The following is a 19,030-nucleotide window of genomic DNA, read 5'->3' as shown; positions in this document are numbered from 1 at the left end:
CTGGGCGGCGTAGATCGAGGTGGCGGGTGTGCCGGGGGGCCGCGTGCCGGGTCCGGCGGAGGGAACGTCGCTCATGCCTCGCTCGCCTCCCACTTCTGCTGGAGATGGTTCATGTTGGTCAGCCAGCGGTCCGGATCGCCGGCCCGCACCTGGTAGTACCCGGCGACCTCGGGGTGCGGCAGGATCAGGAAGCGGTCGGCGTCCATCGCCTCGAACAGGGCGTCGGCGACGGCGTCCGGCTCGATGGCGCCGGGGGCGAGGACCAGCTCGCCGGCCGAACCTGCGGCGGTGAGCATGTCGGTGCGCACGCCCTGGGGGCAGATCGCGTGGACCTTGACCCCGCGGTGCCGGTACGTCAGCGACAGCCACTCGGCGAAGGCGTAGGCGCCGTGCTTGGTGACGCTGTAGGGGGCGGCGCCGATCATGGTGAGCAGGCCGGCGGCGGAGACGGTGGAGACGAAGCGGCCGCTGCCGCGCTCCAGCCAGTCGGGGAGCAGCGCGTGGGCCGCGCGGACGTGCGCCATCACGTTGACGTCCCAGGCCTGAGCCCAGACGGCCTCCCCGGCGGCCTCGGAGCCGCCCGAGGCGACTCCGGCGTTGGCGCAGTACACGTCGACGACGCCGTCGAGGGCCTCGCGGGCCCGGTCCACGACCGCCGAGGCGTCACCGGGGACCGCGATGCCGCCGATCTCCTCGGCGACCGCCCGCGCCCGGTCCGCGTCCAGGTCGTTGACCACGACCCGGGCGCCCTCGGCGGCGAAGCGGCGGGCCAGCGCGGCACCGATGCCGCCTCCCGCTCCGGTCACGACCACTCCGGCATCCTGCACGGCTTCCACGTTCGGTCTCCTTCGACGCGACGGCGGCACGGACTGCGGCCCTGGGGCGCGCGCCGGCTCCGCGTCTCAGACTAACCAGTCGGTATGTTGCGACGGAAGGCCTGTTCCGGATTCACCGCCCGTTCGCCGTGCACGGGACTGCGCGGGACCCGGAAGGGCGTCTTCCGACGGATGAGGCGTGACGTATGGCCAATCGTTCCCGTTCGCAGGACGATGCGCGCATCTGGCGCACCGCTTCGGGAACGAGGGGGCCTGTCGTGGCGGAACCGGCGATGAGCGTGACGCCCTACTGGGAGCTGACCTTCGACGCCGACGGCGACTCCGAGGGCGGACGGGCCGACCGGTCGGCGGCCGAGGTGGCGCGGCGCGGCGTCCGTGACCTGATCGTCTTCGCGCACGGCTGGAACACCGACCGCTCCGCGGCGACCGGGCTCTACAGCCGCTTCTTCGCTCCGATGCCGGCCCTCGCCCCGGCCGCGAGGATCGGGTACGTCGGCGTGGTGTGGCCGTCCATGCGGTTCCCGGACGAGCCGATCCCGGACTTCCCGCGGTCCGCCACCGCGGGGGCCGTCCGGCGTGGGGCGCTGGACGGGGAGACCCGGCACGCGCTGCTGGAGACCTTCCCTGACCGGGTCTCGGCGGTGGACCGGATCGGACGCCTGCTGGAGCAACGGCCGCCCGGGGAGGCCGCTCTGGAGGAGTTCGGACGGCTGGTGCGGCTGCTGGTGGACGTGGCGCCGCACGGGCCGCAGGCACTGTTCGCGGCGGACACCCTGACCGACGGCGTCCCGCAGGACGGCGGACCGCAGATGTTCGCGGGGCCCACGGCGGAGGTCTGCGAGGAGTTCGCCCGGGCCCTGGCCGGCCTCGAAGCCGGCGGCCCGGCGTCCGGCGGCCTTCCGTCCGGCCGCCCGGTGTCCGGCGGCCCGGAAGCCGGCGCTGCACGCCGCCCCGGTGTCGAGGGGTTCTCCCTGCCCGACCCCTGGGACGGGGCGCACGAGCTGCTGCGGCAGGCGACGTACTACGCGATGAAGCGGCGGGCGGGGACGGTCGGCGAGCGCGGGCTCGGTCCGTTCGTGGGCCGGCTGGCGGCGGTCGCGCCCGCGGTGCGGGTGCATCTGGTGGGGCACAGCTTCGGCGGCCGGCTGGTGTCCTTCGCGCTGCGCGGACTGCCCGACGGCGTGCGCACGGTGAAGTCCGTGACGCTGCTCCAGGGGGCCTTCTCGCACTACGCGTTCGCCGCGCGGCTGCCGCACGACGAGCGCGCGGGCGGAGTGCTGCGGGGGCAGCAGAACCGTGTCGACGGGCCTGTGGTGTGCTGCCACTCCTCCTTCGACGCGGCGCTCGGCACGATGTACCCGCTGGCCTCCCGGATGGCGGGCGACGCACGCGGGGTGTTCGAGGAGTTCGGCGTCGGCAGTGTGCTGGGCGCCAAGTGGGGCGCCATGGGGCACGACGGGGTGCAGGCGGTGCCCGGCACGCGCGCGTACACGCTCGCCGAGGCGCTGGCCGGCCCGCTTCCGGCGTCGGGGTGCGTGAACGTCGACGCGGCCGCGGTCGTCCGGCGCGGCGGGGCGCCGGCCGGGGCGCACAGCGACATCGTGCACCCCGAGCTGGCGCGGTTGGTGCTGGCGGCGGGCCGCGTACGCTGACCCGCCGCCGTTCCTCAGGGCCTCACCGGTGCGAGGTGAACTCCACCACCTGCTGGAAGGTGGGCCGGTTCTGCCAACTGATGTTGCCGTGCTTGATACCGCCGAGGGTGCGCTGCACGATCGAGTCGGCGCACCACTGGTTGCCGGCCGCGCACAGGGTGTCGCCCGGGTAGACCTGGGCCGCGGTCTTGCCGGCCGCCGTCTTCAGGGTGCTGATCAGGACGTCCCGGCAGCCGCCCAGGGTGCCGCCGCCGCAGTACTTCTGCGGCAGCCCGCCCTGCACGGTCTCGCCGAGCACGGCGCGGACGTCCTTGTCGACATAGCTCCACCAGCCGTACTGGAAGGAACTGCCGGCGTGGGATCCGGTCGGCCCGTGGGCCGCCGACGGGGACTCGTCGATGGGCAGGTTGGCGCCGAAGGCGTTGTAGAGGCCGGTGCCCAGACCGGGTTCGAACTCGGCCTTGACCAGCAGCGGCCACCACGCGTCCAGGATGCGGATCGCGTCGGCGTCGGCGTACGTCTTCGAGCCCGCCGTGGTCTCCGTGCGCCTGCCGCCGGCCGTCAGCCAGGTCTGCAGCTTGGTCACGGCCGCCGCCGCGGTGGAGTCGGTGACCGTCGAGCTGTTGATCACCTTCAGCAGGTCCGGCAGGACGTCCTCGGCGCGCAGGTCCGTGAGCGCCGCCTCCGCCATCGCCTTCGTCAGGGACGCGCGCGTGACGCCGCCGGCCGCGACCAGCTTCTTCACCCGGTCCTCGAGCAGGTTGCCGCGGTGCACGGACCCGTCGCCCCACGAGGCCGTGGTGTAGTTCTTGGCCTGCTTGTTGTTCCAGGAGATGTAGTAGTCCTGGTCGACGGAGTTGGGGTGTGCCGAGGCCGGGGTGTACTCGGCGGTGTTGGTGGCCGGGACCCAGTTCTTCCACTCGTAGGCCGCCTGCGCCCACACCGGGAACTCGGCGTCGACGCCGCTCGGGCGGACCGGGTTGTCGCCGCTGTTGTAGTACGCGGTGTGCGTGGAGTCGGCGTAGAACCAGTTGAACGTGTAGTTGATGTGCTGCACCGCGCTCTGGAAGGTCTGCGGGCTCTTGACGTAGTCCGGGTCGTTCAGCATCTGGAAGCCGATGATCGAGTCGGCCTCGTGCATGTAGGACGACCTCAGGGTCGTGTAGGCGACCTTCTTGCCGCCCACGGTCGCCCGGTACTCCACGGGCCCGTACTTCGTGCGGTAGACGCGCATGGTGTACGAGCCGGTGGCCGTCCCGTCGGCGGTCGTCGGCTTCCAGGCGTTCTTCTGCTCGACGACGTCCATGGCCGTGCACACGCCGTGGTACAGGTAGTGGTAGTCGTCCTGGCACAGTTCGACCGCGTACGAGTCGATGATGTCCTGGCCGGACGACGTGGCGCTCCAGGAGTAGTCCTGGCCGCGGCCGAGCTGGACGTACATCCCGACGCCAGCGAAGGAGGCGCCGCGGGCGCTGATGCCGGGCCCCTGGATCTCCTGGAGCATCAGCAGCTGGGGCGCGAAGTAGCCGGTCTGCGGGCCGAAGACGGCGATCGGGTGGCCGCTCGCGGAGTGTTTGCCGGACACCAGCAGGGCGTTGGACATCCCGCGGCGCCGGGTGGGATCGAAGCTCCCCTCGGGCAGCACCCCGTCCTTGAAGAGGCCCTCCAGCTTCTTGTACTTCCTGGGGGCCTTGACCGGGTCCCGGGGCGGCGTCCCGCTCTTGGTGGTGGCCGCGCCGGTGCGGTCGAAGACCAGCGGCTCGGGGGTGACCGAGCCGCGGTCCGGCAGCGCCGTGCCCTTGGCCTTGGCGGGCTTCACGGCGTACGGGAAGCTGCTGCCGTCGTGCAGGGTCTTGGCGGCCTCGGGGTCGTTGCGCTCCCGGAAGGACTCCCAGACCTCGGTGCCCTTCTCGACGCCGTACTTCTGCTGGGCGGAGAGCAGCGCCAGGGCCGAGGGGACCTCGCCGCCACCGCCGTTGCCGAAGAGACCGCCGACGACGGAGGCCAGGGCTATCAGGTCGGTGAGCTTGAAGGGCTGGATCTCACCGGCGTTGGTGATGGCGTCGACATGTCCGGTGAGCACGTACTCGCCGGGGAAGTAGCGGCCGTTCTTGGACTGTTCGCGGTAGGCGTTGATCCCGTCGACATAGGCCTGGGCGTCCTGCATGGCCAGCTTCCCGCGCTCGCCATTGGTGTCCCGGATGCGCTCGACCTGGGCCTGGAGATCGTCCTCGGTGTACGGCGCCTGCGGCCAGAACTGCTGCTCCAGGCCCTGGTTGGCGAGCGCGCCGCCGGCGAAGGAGGTCAGTTCGCCGCGGCCGATGTGGCGGAAGAGATCCATCAGCCAGAGCCGGTCCTGGCCCGCGGCGTAGCCGGCGCCGAATTCGGTGCCGTAGCGGGTGGTGCCCTTGATGTGCGGGACGCCGGTCTTCTTGTCGCGGGTGATGGTCACGTCGTCGCGGGGCGTGCTGACCTTGCCGACCTGGTCCGCGGGGACGCCGAACGAGGCATCGTTGAAGAAATTGCCGAGGGTGTCGTCGGTGAGCGACTGATAGCCGCTCGCCAGCGCGCCGTACGGGGCGAGTTGGTCGGTGGAGTGCTCGGGGTGGGTGCCGAACAGCTTGTTTCCGAGGATCTCCACCAGGGTGGCGTTGCCGGTGGCGCCGGGCGGCAGGATGTCGCCGCACTGGCCCCGGCAGTAGTCCTGGGCGTCCGGGGGCGCGGCGGCCGCGGTGGGGGGCGGTGCCAAGAGCGTGGCACCCAAGGCGAACAGGGCTGCCGCGGCGGCAGTCCTGAACCTTCCGGTACGTCGTCGCATTGCAGCTCCTCGATGGGGGTCCCCTTGGGGAGGGCGGGCGGGACGTTACCGGCGGTTATACCCGGCCGGAAGATGAACAACAGTCAACTTTTGCCCTGCCGCCCGAAGACCGGGCCGGCGCCGCGGCGACACCTCGGAACATCGCCAACAAAGCCGCAAAAAAGTTCGATGGATCCAAGTGGGGGCAGGCTACGTCTCATCCCTGTCCAGTCGGATCCTCCCCACGGAGGTAGGAAGAATGGCCGGTTTCAGAGCCCTCGCAGAGCAGGTCCGCAATCCACGTCTCGTCGCGACCCAGCGACGCACCGCGCTGCGCAAGTGCCTTGAGCGGTTCGCCCCTTACGGGCACCGGGCGACCTGGGACCATCTGTGCACCCGGGCCGGTATCGCGACCCAGGACCGCGATCCCGATCCGGAGCGGCTGATGGCCGCGCTCGCCGAGCTGGAGGAGGCCCGTGCTCTCTGGCTCGCGTACGAGGAAGAGTGCGCCGCCCGGCGCCGCAAGGAGAAACACCACGGCATCCGCCAGCCCGGCGCGCTCGACGAGTGGCACCGGCGGACCTGGGGCGGCTGCGACATCGTGCCGTGCGAGTCACCGCAACGGCACCCCGCGGCCCGTCTCGCGGTGGTACTGCGCCGCATGATCGCCGCGATGGAGGCCGGCCGGCCCCGCCGCGACTGCCCGGTGTGCGGCAGCACCCACTTCGCCTGGCCCCCGGACTCCACCGCGACCGGCCCGGCCTGCCGCCAGTGCGGCGTCCTGGCCCCGGTCTCCGTACTGACCCCTGAGGCCCTCACCGCCGCGGGCCGGCTCCACGGGGCGGACGCCTTCGCGGCGGCCTGACCGTCCTCGCACGACACCGGGCGCCTCCGCGTGACGGGGGCGTCCGGGTCGGTGTGCGGACGGGGGGAGCGGGCGCCGCTCCGAACCCACCCCCCCCCTCCCCCCCCAACCCCAAACAAAAAACGACCGCCCCCCCCCGTGGGTGGTTTTCCGGGGGGCGGGCCCGCTCAGGTGCTCGACAGGGTTACTTCCAGGCGTCGTTGACCGTCGCGGCGTACTTGTCGTTGTCGGTGAGCGGGGCCAGGCCCAGGGCCTGGTCGATGGTGCGCAGCAGACCGTACTGGTCGGTGCGCTGGGAGCTCTGGTAGCCGGTCTTGACGCTGTTCTGCGAGCCGATCAGGATCGTCGGCACCTGGTTGGGGTAGCCGTTGCCGAAGGCCTTCACCGAACCCTCGTCCCAGGTGAGGATCAGCAGCGAGCGCTGGGTGGTCCAGGCCGGGGAGTTGAAGATGGCGGGCGGGGTGTTCTTCAGCCAGGTGTCGCCCGCCGCGATACCACAGTCCTCCATGTCGTCGCAGCCGTCGGCGGCGAACCAGGTGAAGTTCGGGGTCGTCGCGGTGGACTTCAGGTCGTTGAACATGCTGGTGAGCGGCTGCCAGTGGGCCACGCAGTAGGCCGGGTCGGTCTTGAGCTGCTTGAAGTAGTAGAAGGGGACGTCGTCGGGGTAGTAGTGCCCGTGCGCGGTGGTGTCGCAGTTGCCGTTCTGGTTCTCGACGTAGGACTTCCAGGTTTTGCCGGCGGCCTCGACGCTGTTGCCGAGGTGCGGGGCGTCGATGGTCGTGGTCAGGACGCTGTTGCCGGTCAGTCCGTAGCGGCTGCCCGCGGCCAGGGCCACGTAGTCGGGGTCGCTGGGGTGCGTGGTGGCGTACGACTGGGTCAGCGAAGTGTTCGCCTTGGCGAGGCTGTTGAGGTACGGAGCGGCGCTGTTGCCGATGATGTCGGAGTAGTTCTCGTTCTCCATGTAGACCACGAAGACGTGGTCGTAGCCGGGCACGCTGCTCGGCGGGACGGTCAGCGCGGGCGTCGGCACGGGGGTCGACAGGGTCAGGGAGAGGCCGTCCGCGTAACCGTCGGGTACACCGGAGGACCAGGTGAAGAGCAGGTCGACCTTGATGCTGCGGGTGCCGGCCGGGAGGCTCCGGTCGTGGCCTTGCGCAAGCGGGTCGCCCACCAGGCCTGACGGTTGCTCACCTCGCTGCGCCGCACGCCGGGGCTCTGGCGAGTTGGGAGTGGCCGTCGTCCGGGGGTGGACAGGGGCGGTGCTGGCGCCGGCCCCGGTGGTGGCGGGTCGTCGGGAGGGCGGCCGAATCGTTGCGCCAATGAGGCCGGGCGGAGGCCCGAAGGGTCTTGACGCGTTAAGTAAGGCTCCCTAACTTGAACCCCGTCGCACCTCGCAGGTCCGCCGCCCACACCCCGGAGCCATCCGTGTCCTCAGGCTTCACCCGGAGAATCGGCCTGTTCCAGGCCACCGCGATCAACATGAGCCAGATGTGCGGCATCGGACCGTTCGTGACGATCCCCCTGATGGTCGCCGCCTTCGGTGGCCCGCAGGCCGTCGTCGGCTGGATCGCCGGCGCGCTGCTCGCCCTGGTCGACGGCCTGGTCTGGGCCGAACTCGGCGCCTCTCTGCCCGGCGCCGGCGGTACCTACGTCTACCTGCGCGAGGCCTTCCAGTACCGGACCGGGCGGCTGATGCCGTTCCTGTTCGTCTGGACGGCCATGCTCTTCATCCCGTTGATCATGTCCACCGGCGTCCAGGGACTGGTGCAGTACCTCGGCTACCTGTGGCCCGGCATGACCACCCTTCAGGGCGACGTCTTCGGTGTCGCGGTGCTCGCCCTGGTCGCGGTGCTGCTGTGGCGCCGGGTCGAGTCCATCAGTGCGATCACCGTCGCCATGTGGGTCGTGATGATCATCTCGGCCGGCGCGGTGATCCTCGCCTCCTTCGCCGACTTCCACGCCTCGCTGGCCTTCACCTGGCCCGCTCGCGCGATCGAACTCACCCACGGCCGGTTCTGGATCGGTTTCGCCGCCGGTCTGACCATCGGGATCTATGACTACCTCGGCTACAACACCGCCTCCTACCTGGGTGCCGAGATCAAGAACCCGGGCCGGGTCATGCCGCGCGCGATCCTCTTCTCGATCGTCGCCATCATGGGCATCTACCTGCTGATGCAGGTCGGCGTCCTCGGCGTGATCGACTGGCACGACATGCTGAACCCGGACGACGTCGCCTCCAAGTCGGTCGCCTCCGCCGTGCTGGAGAGGACCTGGGGCAAGGGCGCCGCCGACACCGTCACGGTACTGATCCTGATCACCGCCTTCGCCTCCGTCTTCACGGGCCTGCTCGGCGGCTCCCGGGTGCCCTACGACGCGGCCCGCGACGGGATGTTCTTCCGCTCCTTCGCCAGGCTGCACCCCTCGCACGGCTTCCCGGTCGTCGGACTGGTCGCCATGGGCACCGTCACCGCGGCGGGCTTCCTGTTCGCGCGGCACGTCGGCAGCGACTCCGCTCACCCGCCGCTGAGCGTCCTGATCGCCCTGCTGACCAGCGTCATGGTGATCGTCCAGGCGCTCGCCCAGATAGCCGCCGTCACAGTGCTCCGCAGGCGGCAGCCGGACCTCGCCCGCCCGTACAAGATGGTGCTCTACCCGCTGCCCAGCATCGTCGCCGCCATCGGCTGGCTGGTCATCTACGGCTACGCGGACAAGGCCAACGCCGGTGTTCACCCGATCGAGTGGTCGCTGGCGTGGGTCGCCCTCGGTGGCCTCGCCTACCTGGTCTGGTCGAAGGTCGAGGGCGTCTGGCCCTTCGGGCCGAAGGAGATCCGCGAGGAGTTCCGCGACGCCCAGGCCGCCGACCCCCGGCTCGCCGACGCCCCGGGCGAGCAGGCCGGGTAGTCACCGGCCCGTCCACCCCTGACCGCCGGTCGGCGGGCCGGGCCGCGCGGCACCGCTGCCCCCGCCGACCGGCCGTACGCGCGCGGGGCACATCGGTGCGCTCACCGGGCCCGAGTTCCGGCCCCTGCTCATCGTGGACCGGCAGGTCGCCTTCGTCCCTGGGTCTGGACGCGGCCGAGGCCATCGAGGACCGGCTCGGCGTTCTCACCCCGGTCGACCCGGGCCGGCGCGTTCGGACGGGTTGAGCCCCCGGTCACAGCGGCCTCGCGCTCTGGGCTGGCTGTTTGCGCGCCGGCCGCGCGCAGAGCCGGGGCGGCTGTGTGGAGCACGACAGCACCCGGACCGAAGTGCCTGGCCATCATCGGTCGAGCCCTGGTCGTGGCACGAGCGACATGAGGGCCTGAATTCAGGATTTCCTGTATCGTCAGCGGGCGTGCTGACTCTTGCTTCCGAGGTCGAGGTGCTGGCGCGGTTCGGGCGCGCGCTCGCCGACCCGATCCGCTGCCGGCTGCTGCTCGCACTGCGCGAGGAACCCGCCCACCCGTCCGACCTGGCCGATCGGTTGGGCGTCTCGCGGACCCGGCTTTCGAACCACCTGGCCTGCCTGCGCGACTGCGGGCTCGTTGTGGCGGTTCCGGTCGGCCGCCGCACCCGCTACGAGCTCGCGGACCCCCGGCTCGCAGACGCGCTGGACGACCTTCGGGCCGCCGTGGTCGCCGTCGAGGCGGACCGCGGTTGCGTGGACGCCGACGAGAACGGCTGCTGCTGATGGCCGTCCGCACGCTCGGCCCGTCGCCGACCCGCCGGGACGTGCTCGCCCGTCGCATCCGCCTGCTGGTCGCCGCGACCATCACCTACAACGTCATCGAGGCGGCCGTAGCCCTCACCGCCGGTACCCTGGCCTCCTCCACGGCGCTGATCGGCTTCGGTCTGGACTCGGTGGTCGAGGTCTCCTCCGCCGCTGCGGTCGCCTGGCAGTTCTCCGCCCGCGACCACGCGGTGCGCCAGACCCGGGAGAAGGCCACGCTCCGGTTCGTCGCCGTCTCGTTCTTCCTCCTCGCCGCCTATGTGACCGTCGACTCCGCCCGCGCGCTCGCCGGCTCCGGCCAGGCCCAGCAGTCCCTGCCGGGCATCGCCCTGGCCGCACTGTCCCTGGCCGTGATGCCCGTGCTGTCCGCCGCCCAGCGCCGGGCCGGACGGGAACTCGGCTCGGCCTCCGCCGTCGCCGACTCCAAGCAGACCCTGCTGTGCACCTACCTGTCCGCCGTACTCCTGGCCGGCCTGCTCGCCAACGGCCTGCTCGGCTGGTCCTGGGCGGACCCGATCGCCGCCCTGATCGTCGCGGCGGTCGCCGCCAAGGAGGGCCGCGACGCCTGGCGTGGCGACGCCTGCTGCACCCTCGCCGCGCCCACGCTCAAGCCGACCGACCCCGCGGACGCCTGCGGCTGTCGGCCCGACTGCGACTGCTGCCCCTGACCTCAGCCATCACGCACCGCAACACCGCCCGGAGCCAGGCACCGTAACTGGCCGCCACCGGGGTCACAGCTGGCCGTCCACGGGAATTCCACGGCCTCCGTCATGGTGGCCGGCGACGAGCCGGGGATGCTGCGCGCGGTGGCCGGTGACGCGAGCCGCGCGCGCTGCCCGTCCCGCTCGGCAGAGCGGTCCCACACTCATCGGCTACCTCGAGCGCCTCCCGCCCCTGCCGTCGGTCGGACGGCGGTCACCGAGGTATCGGACGGGCACCTTGGTGACCGCGCCTGGCGCCACCGACACCCGACGGTGACGCCGCCGTCCGGCGGAGGTCGGGCGGCGGCGTTCGTCCCGGTCCGTCGCTCACCAGCCTTGGGGGCCGTCGAAGGGGTTGCGGGACCTGTACCGCTCCTCGCGTTCACTCAGGATCGCATCCACCGCGACCCGGACGGGACTGTACTGCCTGGCCACTTCGTCCTGCCGCAGGACTGCGCGCCGGCGGTCGGCTTCGCGGGCCCGCGTGACCTGGGCCAGCTGGGCTTCACGCCAGTGCTTCACCGACCACCACAGCTTGGTCCCTCCTGCGGGCCCGCTGGGGTCCAACCCCAGGGCCGCCCACCTCTCCGGCTCCTCAAGGGCCTTGCCGGTCCGCTGCGCGTTGCCCAGTCTGTCGAGCACCGCCATGTCGGCCTTCGATACCTCGACCCCCTGGCCTTCCCAGTGGTGCGGCGTATAGCCCTTGGCCAACTGGATCTCCTCCAGCTCCCGCAGCAACTGATGCACTGCCACCGCGGAGACGGGCGGTGAATCCGATGCGCCAGGCGCTCTGCTGGAGCCAGGCAACATACCGGCGATCACGAAGGGCAGCGAGGGTCGGGGGAGTGCTTCAAGCGCCGTCAGGACGTCCTGCCGGTTCGGTGCTTCCACCATTGTTCCGGTCCACTCCTTCTCCATCAGCTCGTCGGCCGTCGCCTCCCGCCGAGCGTGTCGTCGCACGGCCCGTCCCCGCGCGTCGGCGTGCACCGGGACCCTGCGGGCCGTGCCCACCCGGCTCCCGTCAACCCCCATCGTGCATCGGCGCTGTCACGGGCCGGTCCCCAAAGCGCTCTGACTTGGTCGCGCCCCACCCACCAGGTACCTCGAAGTCGTCACGCAGAGCGCGGAGTTGACTTCAGGTCGGCAGGAACGGCGGGACGGTGCGTTCGGTCACCAGCCGACTCGATCGGCGTCGCCCCCGCCAGCCGCCCGCTGGTGGTCGCCGGGCGGCCCGACAACCGCAGGTGACTACCACCGCGTTCACGTGAACAGTGCTGCGGCGGGTGCGGACTCCGCCGGCCCCGGCCGGGCCGCCGAGACCGCTGTCCGTCGGACGGGTGGCCGGCGCTCCGGGCGGGTAGAGTCCCGCCATCGCCGACCAGTTCAAGCGTGGGCGGAGGGGACGGAGGGGCGAGGTGGGCGAGCGGCGGCGCGAGCACGGTGCCCTGGAGGCCGAGGTCATGGCCGTGTTGTGGGCAGAGGTGAGCCCGATGACGGCCGCTGGCGTTCACGAGGCGCTCGGTGATCCGGGGCTGGTCTACAAGACGGTGCTCACCGTGCTGGGCCGGCTGCACGCCAAGGGTCTGCTGGACCGGGAGCGGTGCGGCCGGGCCCACCTGTACGCGCCACGTCGGGGGCCGGCGGACGAGGTCGCCTCCCGGATGAACCAGGTGCTCGCCCGTGGCGCCGACCGTACGGCGGTTCTGCAGCACTTCGTCGCCGGGCTCGACCCGGAGGACGAACGGGCACTGCGAGACCTGCTCGACGCCCGCGAGTAGGACTGCGATGCGGGGGGCCGCCCGTGTACTTCACCGTCTACCTGCTGCTGCTCGCGCCCGCCGTGTTGGCCGCGGCCGGGCCGTCGGTCTCGCGCCACCTCGCCCCGGCCGCCGCGGTCCGCACGCTCGTGTGCCTCACCGTTACGGCCGGGGCGGCTACCCTGTGGGGACTGTCCGTCCTGGCGGTCGCCGGTCTGGCCAACCTCCCGCAGGTACACACGTACGTGGGCGGTGATCAGCGTGTGCTGGCGGCGGCCGATCCGGTGCCGTGGGGCTTCGGGGTGCTGGCCGCGGCCGTGCTCGGTGTCGTCGTCGTGCGCCTGCTCCGCCTGGGCGGGCGGCGCGCGGCGGAGCGGCGGGCCCTGGGCGCGGTGCGCGCCGCCCCCGCCGCGGGCGACCTGGTCGTGGTGGCCGACGAGTGCGCCGACGCCTACGCGCTTCCGGGCCGCCCGGGGCGGATCGTGGTGACGACCGGGATGCTGCGCACGCTGACCAGCGAGGAGCGTGCCGTCCTGTTGGCCCACGAACGCGCGCACCTGATGTTCCGTCACCACCGTTACGCGGCTGTCGCGCAGTACGCGGTCGTGGCCAATCCGCTGCTCGCCCGGCTGCGGGACGAGGTCGCTTTCGGCATCGAGCGCTGGGCCGACGAGGTCGCGGCCGAGGTGGTCTCCTCGCGCCTGGTCGCGACGCGTTCGCTGGCTCGTGCCGCGCTCGCCATCGCCTGTCTGCCCGCGCCGCCCTCGGCACTGGCCTACCTGCGCCACCGGATCGCCGCGCGGGTGGCCGCCTTGCGGGGGGAGCGTCCGGTGAGCCGCTGGTGCCGGGTCTGGCCGGCCGCCGGGGCGGTGCTCGCGGTCTCCGTCGCGCAGGTCGATGTCGGCGTGGCGCTCATGCGATGCCTCAACGCCCTTGTTGCGTAAGACGAGTGGCGGCGCCGTCGCCGCCGCATGAGATTTGGTCTCACATCTTGTGCGATGTCATGTCCAGGGACACACTTCCGAGTTGCGAACACGCGCGCACTTCTGCGTGAACGTCCTTCACTCCCTCATCTGTCGGGTGATCCCCGGCTGTCGAAAGGATGTTCTGTGTCACGCTCGCCCCTGCGAAGAGGACGGATCGCCGCGCTCGCGTCCCTCCTCGCCGTCCTGCCCGGGCTCTGGCTCGGCGCGGCCACCGCCCACGCGACGCCGGCCACTCCTCCCGGTCAGCAGTCCGCCGACTCCGGCGCCGCCGTCCGGCACGACACCTCCGCCCCGCTGCGGGACCTGGCGGCCGCTGCCACCGTCGAGCCGGGCCCCCAGCACAAGGGCAAGGACCACGAGGAGCGCCTGCCGCACCCGCCGGCCTCGCACATCCCCGATCCGGTGGTGCAGCGCACGCCCGGCGGCCCGTCCGTCCCGTCCACCGGCGCGAGCTTCGACGGCATCGGCTCGGCCAACTACTCGGTGACCGGCGTGCCGCCGGACCCGAACGCCGCGGTCGGCTCCACCCAGATCGTCGAGACGGTCAACACCGCGTACGCCGTGTACTCCAAGACGGGCGCCACGCTGCTCGCCCCGACCAACACCAGCACCCTGTGGGCCGGCTTCGGCGGCTCCTGCCAGTCCACCAACGACGGTGACGCGGTCGTCCGTTGGGACACCCTGGCGAGCCGCTGGGTGGTCACCCAGTTCGCCAACGTCTCCTCCGCCTCCGGCCCCTACTACGAGTGCGTGGCCGTCTCCACCAGCGCGGACGCCACCGGCACGTACAACCGGTACGCGTTCCAGTTCGCCGACTTCCCGGACTACCCGAAGCTTTCGGTGTGGCCGGACGGCTACTACATCACCTACAACATGTTCACCCCGGCCGGAGCGTTCCTGAACGCCCAGGCGTGCGCGATGGACCGGGCGAAGATGCTGACCGGCGCCGCCGCCACCCAGCAGTGCTACACCACCTCCTCCTCGTACGGCGGACTACTCGCCTCCGATCTGGACGGCAGCACCGCGCCGCCCGCCGGCGAGCCGGCCACCCTGATGGGCCTGGGGACGACGAGCACCTCTCTGGCGTACTGGAAGTTCCACGTCGACTGGAACACCCCGGCCAACTCGACCTTCACCAGCCCGACTTCGCTCACCGTCGCCGCGTACACCACCGCCTGCGGCACCTCCGGCACCTGTGTCCCGCAGGGCGGCACGACCCAGAAGCTCGACTCGCTGTCCGACCGGCTGATGTTCCGCCTCGCCTACCGGAACTACGGCGACCACGAGTCCCTGGTGGTCAACCACTCCGTCACCGCCGGAAGTTCGGTCGGCGCTCGGTGGTACGAGTTCCGGCTCTCCGGCGGCAACCCGACCGTCTACCAGCAGGGCACCTACGCCCCTGACTCCACCTACCGCTGGATGGGCTCGATCGCCCAGGACAAGGCCGGCAACACCGCCCTCGGCTACTCGCAGTCGTCCTCCACCACCCATCCGTCCATCCGCTACACCGGCCGCCTCGCCGCGGACACGCTCGGCACCATGACACAGGGGGAGACCACCGCCATCACCGGCGCCGGCTCGCAGACCGGCTACAGCCGCTGGGGCGACTACACCTCGATGGCGATCGACCCCGCCGACGACTGCACCTTCTGGTACACCGACGAGTACGAGCCCGCCAACGGCAGCTTCAACTGGGCCACCCGCCTCTCCTCCTTCACCCTGCCCGGCTGCACCACGCCGGCGGCGGACTTCTCGCTCGGCCTGAACCCTGCCTCCGGCAGCGTCACCGCCGGCTCCTCCGCCACCAGCACCGTCTCCACCGCGACCACCTCGGGTGCCGCCCAGACCGTCAACCTGACCGCCTCCGGCCTGCCCAGCGGAACGACCGCCTCATTCAGCCCCGGCTCCGTCACCTCGGGCGGCAGCTCGACGCTGACCGTCACCACCTCCGCGAGCACCCCGAACGGCACCTACGCCATCACGGTGACCGGCACCGGCACCTCCGCCACCCACACCGCCGGTTACAACCTCACCGTCACCGGCGGCCCGACCGGCGGCGTCACCAACGGAGGCTTCGAGAGCGGCAGCCTCAGCGGCTGGACCGCCACCGGCCCGGCCACCGGCGTCACCACCAGCACCCCGCACAGCGGCAGTTACGCGGCCCTGCTCGGCTCGACCTCGCCCACCAACGGCGACTCCTCAGCCGCGCAGACCTTCACCGCGCCGACCGGCACCAGCACTGTGTCCTTCTGGTACAACGTGACCTGCCCGGACACCGTCACCTACGACTGGGCCACCGCCACCCTCAAGGACAACACCACCGGCACGACGACCACGGTCCTCGCCAAGACCTGCGTCGCCAACTCGGGCTGGGTCCAGAAGAGCGCCGCGGTCACCGCCGGTCACTCCTACACCCTCACCCTGACCAGTCACGACGACAACTGGACGGGTGACGCCACCTTCACCACGTACGACGACGTCACCCTCGCCTGACCGGCGCCACGGATCCGGGGCGGCCCGCAGTACCCCCGGACTGCGGCCCGCCCCGCCTGGTCGGCACCCCCAGACACCCCACGCAGGGAGTTCCGGATGAAACACCCCCGCACCTCACCGGCCTGGCGGCGCCCACTCGCCGCCCTCGCCTCCGCCGCCCTCGCCCTCGCCGGCGCCGCCTGGAACGCCGCCCCCGCCACCGCCGCGACCTCGGTGACCAACGGCGACTTCGAGACCGGCACCCTCACCGGCTGGACGGCCGTCGGGACCACCTCCGTCACCGCCGGCGGCCCGCACAGCGGCCGTTACGCCGCGATGCTCGGCAGCAGCTCGCCCACCAACGGCGCCTCCTCGATCACCCAGTCCTTCACCGCGCCGACCGGCAGCCCCCAACTCGGCTTCTGGTACGACGTCACCTGCCCGGACACCGTCACCTACGACTGGGCCACCGCGACCCTCAAGGACACCACCACCGGCACCACCAGCACCGTCCTGCCCAAGACCTGCACCAACGGCGCCGGTTGGAAGCAGATCACCGCCAACCTGACCGCAGGCCACGCCTACACGCTGACACTGAGCAACCAGGACGACAACTGGGCCGGTGACGCGACCTACACCCTCTACGACGACGTCACGGTCAGCGGCGGTGTGGTCTCCGACGACTTCTCCCTCACCGACAGCCCCGCCTCGGCGACCGTGAATGCCGGTGCCGCCGCCACGTCCACCCTCTCCACCGCCGTCACCTCCGGATCGGCGCAGACGGTCGCGTTCTCGGCGAGCGGCCTGCCCGCAGGTGCCACGGCCGCGTTCAACCCCGCCTCGGTCACGGCCGGCGGCTCCGCCACGCTGACCGTCTCCACCGCCGCGAGCACCCCGCCCGGCACGTACCCGATCACCGTGACCGGTACCGGCGCCTCCGTCAGCCACACCTCGACGTTCACCCTGACCGTCAACGGCACCGGGCCGAGTCTGGTCCAGGTCTCCACGGACCCCTTCACCAACAGCAGCAGCCAGCACGCCACCGAGCTCGAACCGGACACCTTCGCCTACGGCAGCACGATCGTCTCCTCCTCCCAGGTCGGCCGGTTCACCGACGGCGGCGCCTCCGACATCAGCTGGAACACCTCCACCGACGGCGGCGCGACCTGGCAGCACGGCATGCTGCCGGGCATCACCACCTACCAGGGCGGCGGCAGCTGGGCCCGGGTGTCCGACCCGTCGGTCGCCTACGACGCCAAGCACGGCACCTGGATGGTCACCGGTCTGGTCATCGACTCCGCCGTCAACGGCGCGGGAGTGAGCGTCAGCCGCTCCGCCGACGGGACGACCTGGCAGAACCCGGTGATGGCGGTCGGCAACGACGGCCAGGGATACGACAAGGAGTGGGTCGCCTGCGACAACACTCCGACCAGTCCCTACTACGGGAACTGCTACATCGAGGTCGACATCACCTCCGCCGGCAACCGCGTGGTCATGTCCACCTCGCGGGACGGCGGCACGACCTGGTCCACCCCGCTCAGCCCGTCCGGTACCAACACCGGCCTCGGCGGTCAGCCGCTGGTGCAGCCGAACGGCACCGTCGTCGTGCCGTTCTCCACCGACGGCAGCTCGGTCCGCTCCTTCAGCTCCACCAACGGCGGCACCTCCTGGAGCTCCACCGTCCTGGTCGCCAACGTCAGCTCGCACGGCGTGGCGGGCAACCTGCGCGACGGCGAGGGCCTCCCGTCGGCCGAGATCGACGCGAGCGGGAAGATCTACGTGGCCTGGCAGGACTGCCGCTTCCGCTCCGGCTGCCCGGCCAACGACATCGTCTACTCGACCTCGACCGACGGCACCACCTGGTCGGCCGTGACCCGGGTGCCGATCGACGCCGTCACCAGCGGCGCCGATCACTTCATCCCGGGCTTCGGTGTCGACCACGCCACCTCAGGCTCCAGCGCGAAGCTCGGGCTGTACTACTACTTCTACCCGAACGCCAACTGCACCGCCTCCACCTGCCAGTTGGAGGTCGGCTTCATCTCCTCCGCCAACGGCGGCGCGACCTGGAGCAGCGCCCAAACCGTCGCCGGGCCGATGGCGCTGTCGCAGATCGCCTCCACCACACAGGGCGGCATGGTCGGCGACTACCTCTCCACCTCGGTCGTCAACGGAAAGGCGGTCGCGACCTTCGCGGTCGGCAAGACCCCCGTCGGCGGCCAGGCCTTCGACGAGGCCATGTACGCCGTCGCCGGCGGCCTCGCCCTCCGGGCCGGGACGACTCCCTCCAGCACCGGCCCGGTCGCCTTCACCACGCCCAACGCTGAACGGAACACCCCGGTAATCACTCGTCGCTGACCGTTCGCGTCCTGCCCTCCCGGGTTGTTCCCGCCGGGAGGGCAGGAATTCGGAACCAACCCGCCGTCACGGCCGTCCAAGCGGGGACAGCACGAGACTGGAGGGCATGTACCCGTGAAGAGACCCATCGCGCTCCCGGCAGCCGGCCTGCTCCTCGCTCTTACGGTCAGTGCCTGCGCATCCGGGGCAGGCACCTCGCCCACCCCGGCCACCTCTCCCGCCCAGAGCACGGCCCCGGCCTCGGCAGGCTCCCCGGGCCGCACCGCCACCGCCGAACCCGCCGCGCCGACGCCGACTCCCGGCACGCCCTCGGCCGGCACCGGACCGGCCGCTCCGCCGTCCGCCACGAACCGCACCTCGACTCCCAGCAGGATGCCGCCCCAGACACCTACACCCGCGCTGAGCGAAGCATCCACGAGCGCGCCGGGCGTCGTTGCCAGCCGTCCCCCGGTCGACGGGGAGAATCCGGTCGACCTCCAGCACCGCCCCAGTCCCGCGTCCTCCCACCGGGGAGGCTGAAGACGGGCGGCGAGGTCCATCCCGCTGCCAACCCGGCCTCCCGACAAGCCGCCCCAGACCTGGAGCGGCCGGAGGGAAACAGGTTCCACGCCTGAACGCTCACCATTGCCGCGGCCCCGCGGGCTTGACCTTCGAGTCGGGTCGAAGGTCTACGGTCGGCGGTGTGACGAGCTACCGCATCTCGCAGCTCGCCGAACGCTGCGGTGTTCCGGCGACTCTGTTCGGAGACGCCGCCCAATGACCACCACCCCTACCTGCCCGTCGCGGCCGCGGGGCCTGTTCCGCGCCGGCGCCGGCACGGTTGCGGTGGCGGCTGTGGGTCGGGATTGGTGCTGCTGGGGGCCGCTGCCAGGCGCGATTTCGACAGCCGCACCGTAAACG

General features: G+C 71.6%; 13 protein-coding genes. 9 read left to right on the top strand and 4 right to left on the bottom strand.

The annotated features are described in order from the left end of the window. Positions 1–71: 71 nt before the first annotated feature. Positions 72–836 carry an SDR family oxidoreductase gene (locus ACZ4WV_RS19875; RefSeq protein WP_465748373.1) on the bottom strand — a complete coding sequence of 255 codons (765 nt, stop codon included), beginning with the start codon at positions 834–836 and terminating at the stop codon, positions 72–74. Positions 837–1,093: 257 nt separating this feature from the next. Between ACZ4WV_RS19875 and ACZ4WV_RS19870 the strand changes: the two genes are divergently transcribed. Further along, on the top strand, positions 1,094–2,488 hold the full coding sequence (locus tag ACZ4WV_RS19870; protein ID WP_465748371.1) for a serine-threonine protein kinase: 1,395 nt from the start codon (positions 1,094–1,096) through the stop codon (positions 2,486–2,488). A gap of 22 nt (positions 2,489–2,510) precedes the next feature. Here ACZ4WV_RS19870 and ACZ4WV_RS19865 read toward each other — a convergent pair whose 3' ends face one another. Beyond that, a complete protein-coding gene (locus ACZ4WV_RS19865) occupies positions 2,511–5,306 on the bottom strand; it encodes a penicillin acylase family protein (protein WP_465748369.1) in 2,796 nt (931 codons plus the stop codon). Between the two features lie 238 nt (positions 5,307–5,544). Between ACZ4WV_RS19865 and ACZ4WV_RS19860 the strand changes: the two genes are divergently transcribed. Next, on the top strand, positions 5,545–6,150 hold the full coding sequence (locus tag ACZ4WV_RS19860; protein WP_465748367.1) for a hypothetical protein: 606 nt from the start codon (positions 5,545–5,547) through the stop codon (positions 6,148–6,150). A gap of 184 nt (positions 6,151–6,334) precedes the next feature. Here the strand turns inward: ACZ4WV_RS19860 and ACZ4WV_RS19855 are convergent, their stop codons facing one another. After that, positions 6,335–7,321 carry an alkaline phosphatase family protein gene (locus tag ACZ4WV_RS19855; protein ID WP_465748365.1) on the bottom strand — a complete coding sequence of 329 codons (987 nt, stop codon included), beginning with the start codon at positions 7,319–7,321 and terminating at the stop codon, positions 6,335–6,337. 254 nt (positions 7,322–7,575) lie between these two features. Between ACZ4WV_RS19855 and ACZ4WV_RS19850 the strand changes: the two genes are divergently transcribed. From ACZ4WV_RS19850 to ACZ4WV_RS19840, 3 genes are all read left to right on the top strand, one after another. After that, complete coding sequence (locus tag ACZ4WV_RS19850) at positions 7,576–9,051, top strand: APC family permease (protein ID WP_465748363.1); 1,476 nt, start codon at positions 7,576–7,578, stop codon at positions 9,049–9,051. Between the two features lie 433 nt (positions 9,052–9,484). Beyond that, positions 9,485–9,820, top strand: a complete 336-nt coding sequence (locus ACZ4WV_RS19845; RefSeq protein WP_465748361.1) for an ArsR/SmtB family transcription factor — start codon at positions 9,485–9,487, stop codon at positions 9,818–9,820. Then, positions 9,820–10,527, top strand: a complete 708-nt coding sequence (locus ACZ4WV_RS19840; protein ID WP_465748359.1) for a cation efflux transmembrane domain-containing protein — start codon at positions 9,820–9,822, stop codon at positions 10,525–10,527. The genes ACZ4WV_RS19845 and ACZ4WV_RS19840 overlap by 1 nt, the downstream gene beginning before the upstream one ends. Positions 10,528–10,887: 360 nt before the next feature. Here ACZ4WV_RS19840 and ACZ4WV_RS19835 read toward each other — a convergent pair whose 3' ends face one another. Continuing rightward, entirely contained in the window at positions 10,888–11,520 is a 633-nt protein-coding gene (locus ACZ4WV_RS19835; protein ID WP_465748357.1) for a hypothetical protein, read from the bottom strand. A gap of 455 nt (positions 11,521–11,975) precedes the next feature. Between ACZ4WV_RS19835 and ACZ4WV_RS19830 the strand changes: the two genes are divergently transcribed. The 4 genes from ACZ4WV_RS19830 (at position 11,976) to ACZ4WV_RS19815 (ending at position 18,130) form a co-directional block, all read left to right on the top strand. Beyond that, positions 11,976–12,338 (top strand): BlaI/MecI/CopY family transcriptional regulator, encoded by a 363-nt coding sequence (locus tag ACZ4WV_RS19830; RefSeq protein WP_465748355.1) that lies wholly within the window; start codon positions 11,976–11,978, stop codon positions 12,336–12,338. Positions 12,339–12,361: 23 nt separating this feature from the next. After that, entirely contained in the window at positions 12,362–13,261 is a 900-nt protein-coding gene (locus ACZ4WV_RS19825) for a M56 family metallopeptidase (protein WP_465748353.1), read from the top strand. Positions 13,262–13,426: 165 nt separating this feature from the next. Next, complete coding sequence (locus tag ACZ4WV_RS19820; RefSeq protein ID WP_465748351.1) at positions 13,427–15,796, top strand: hypothetical protein; 2,370 nt, start codon at positions 13,427–13,429, stop codon at positions 15,794–15,796. A gap of 96 nt (positions 15,797–15,892) precedes the next feature. Further along, a complete protein-coding gene (locus tag ACZ4WV_RS19815) occupies positions 15,893–18,130 on the top strand; it encodes a hypothetical protein (protein WP_465748350.1) in 2,238 nt (745 codons plus the stop codon). Positions 18,131–19,030 lie beyond the last annotated feature (900 nt).

The organism is Kitasatospora sp. NPDC029312 (genome assembly GCF_055569215.1).
This window is presented reverse-complemented; position numbering and strand designations above follow the sequence as displayed.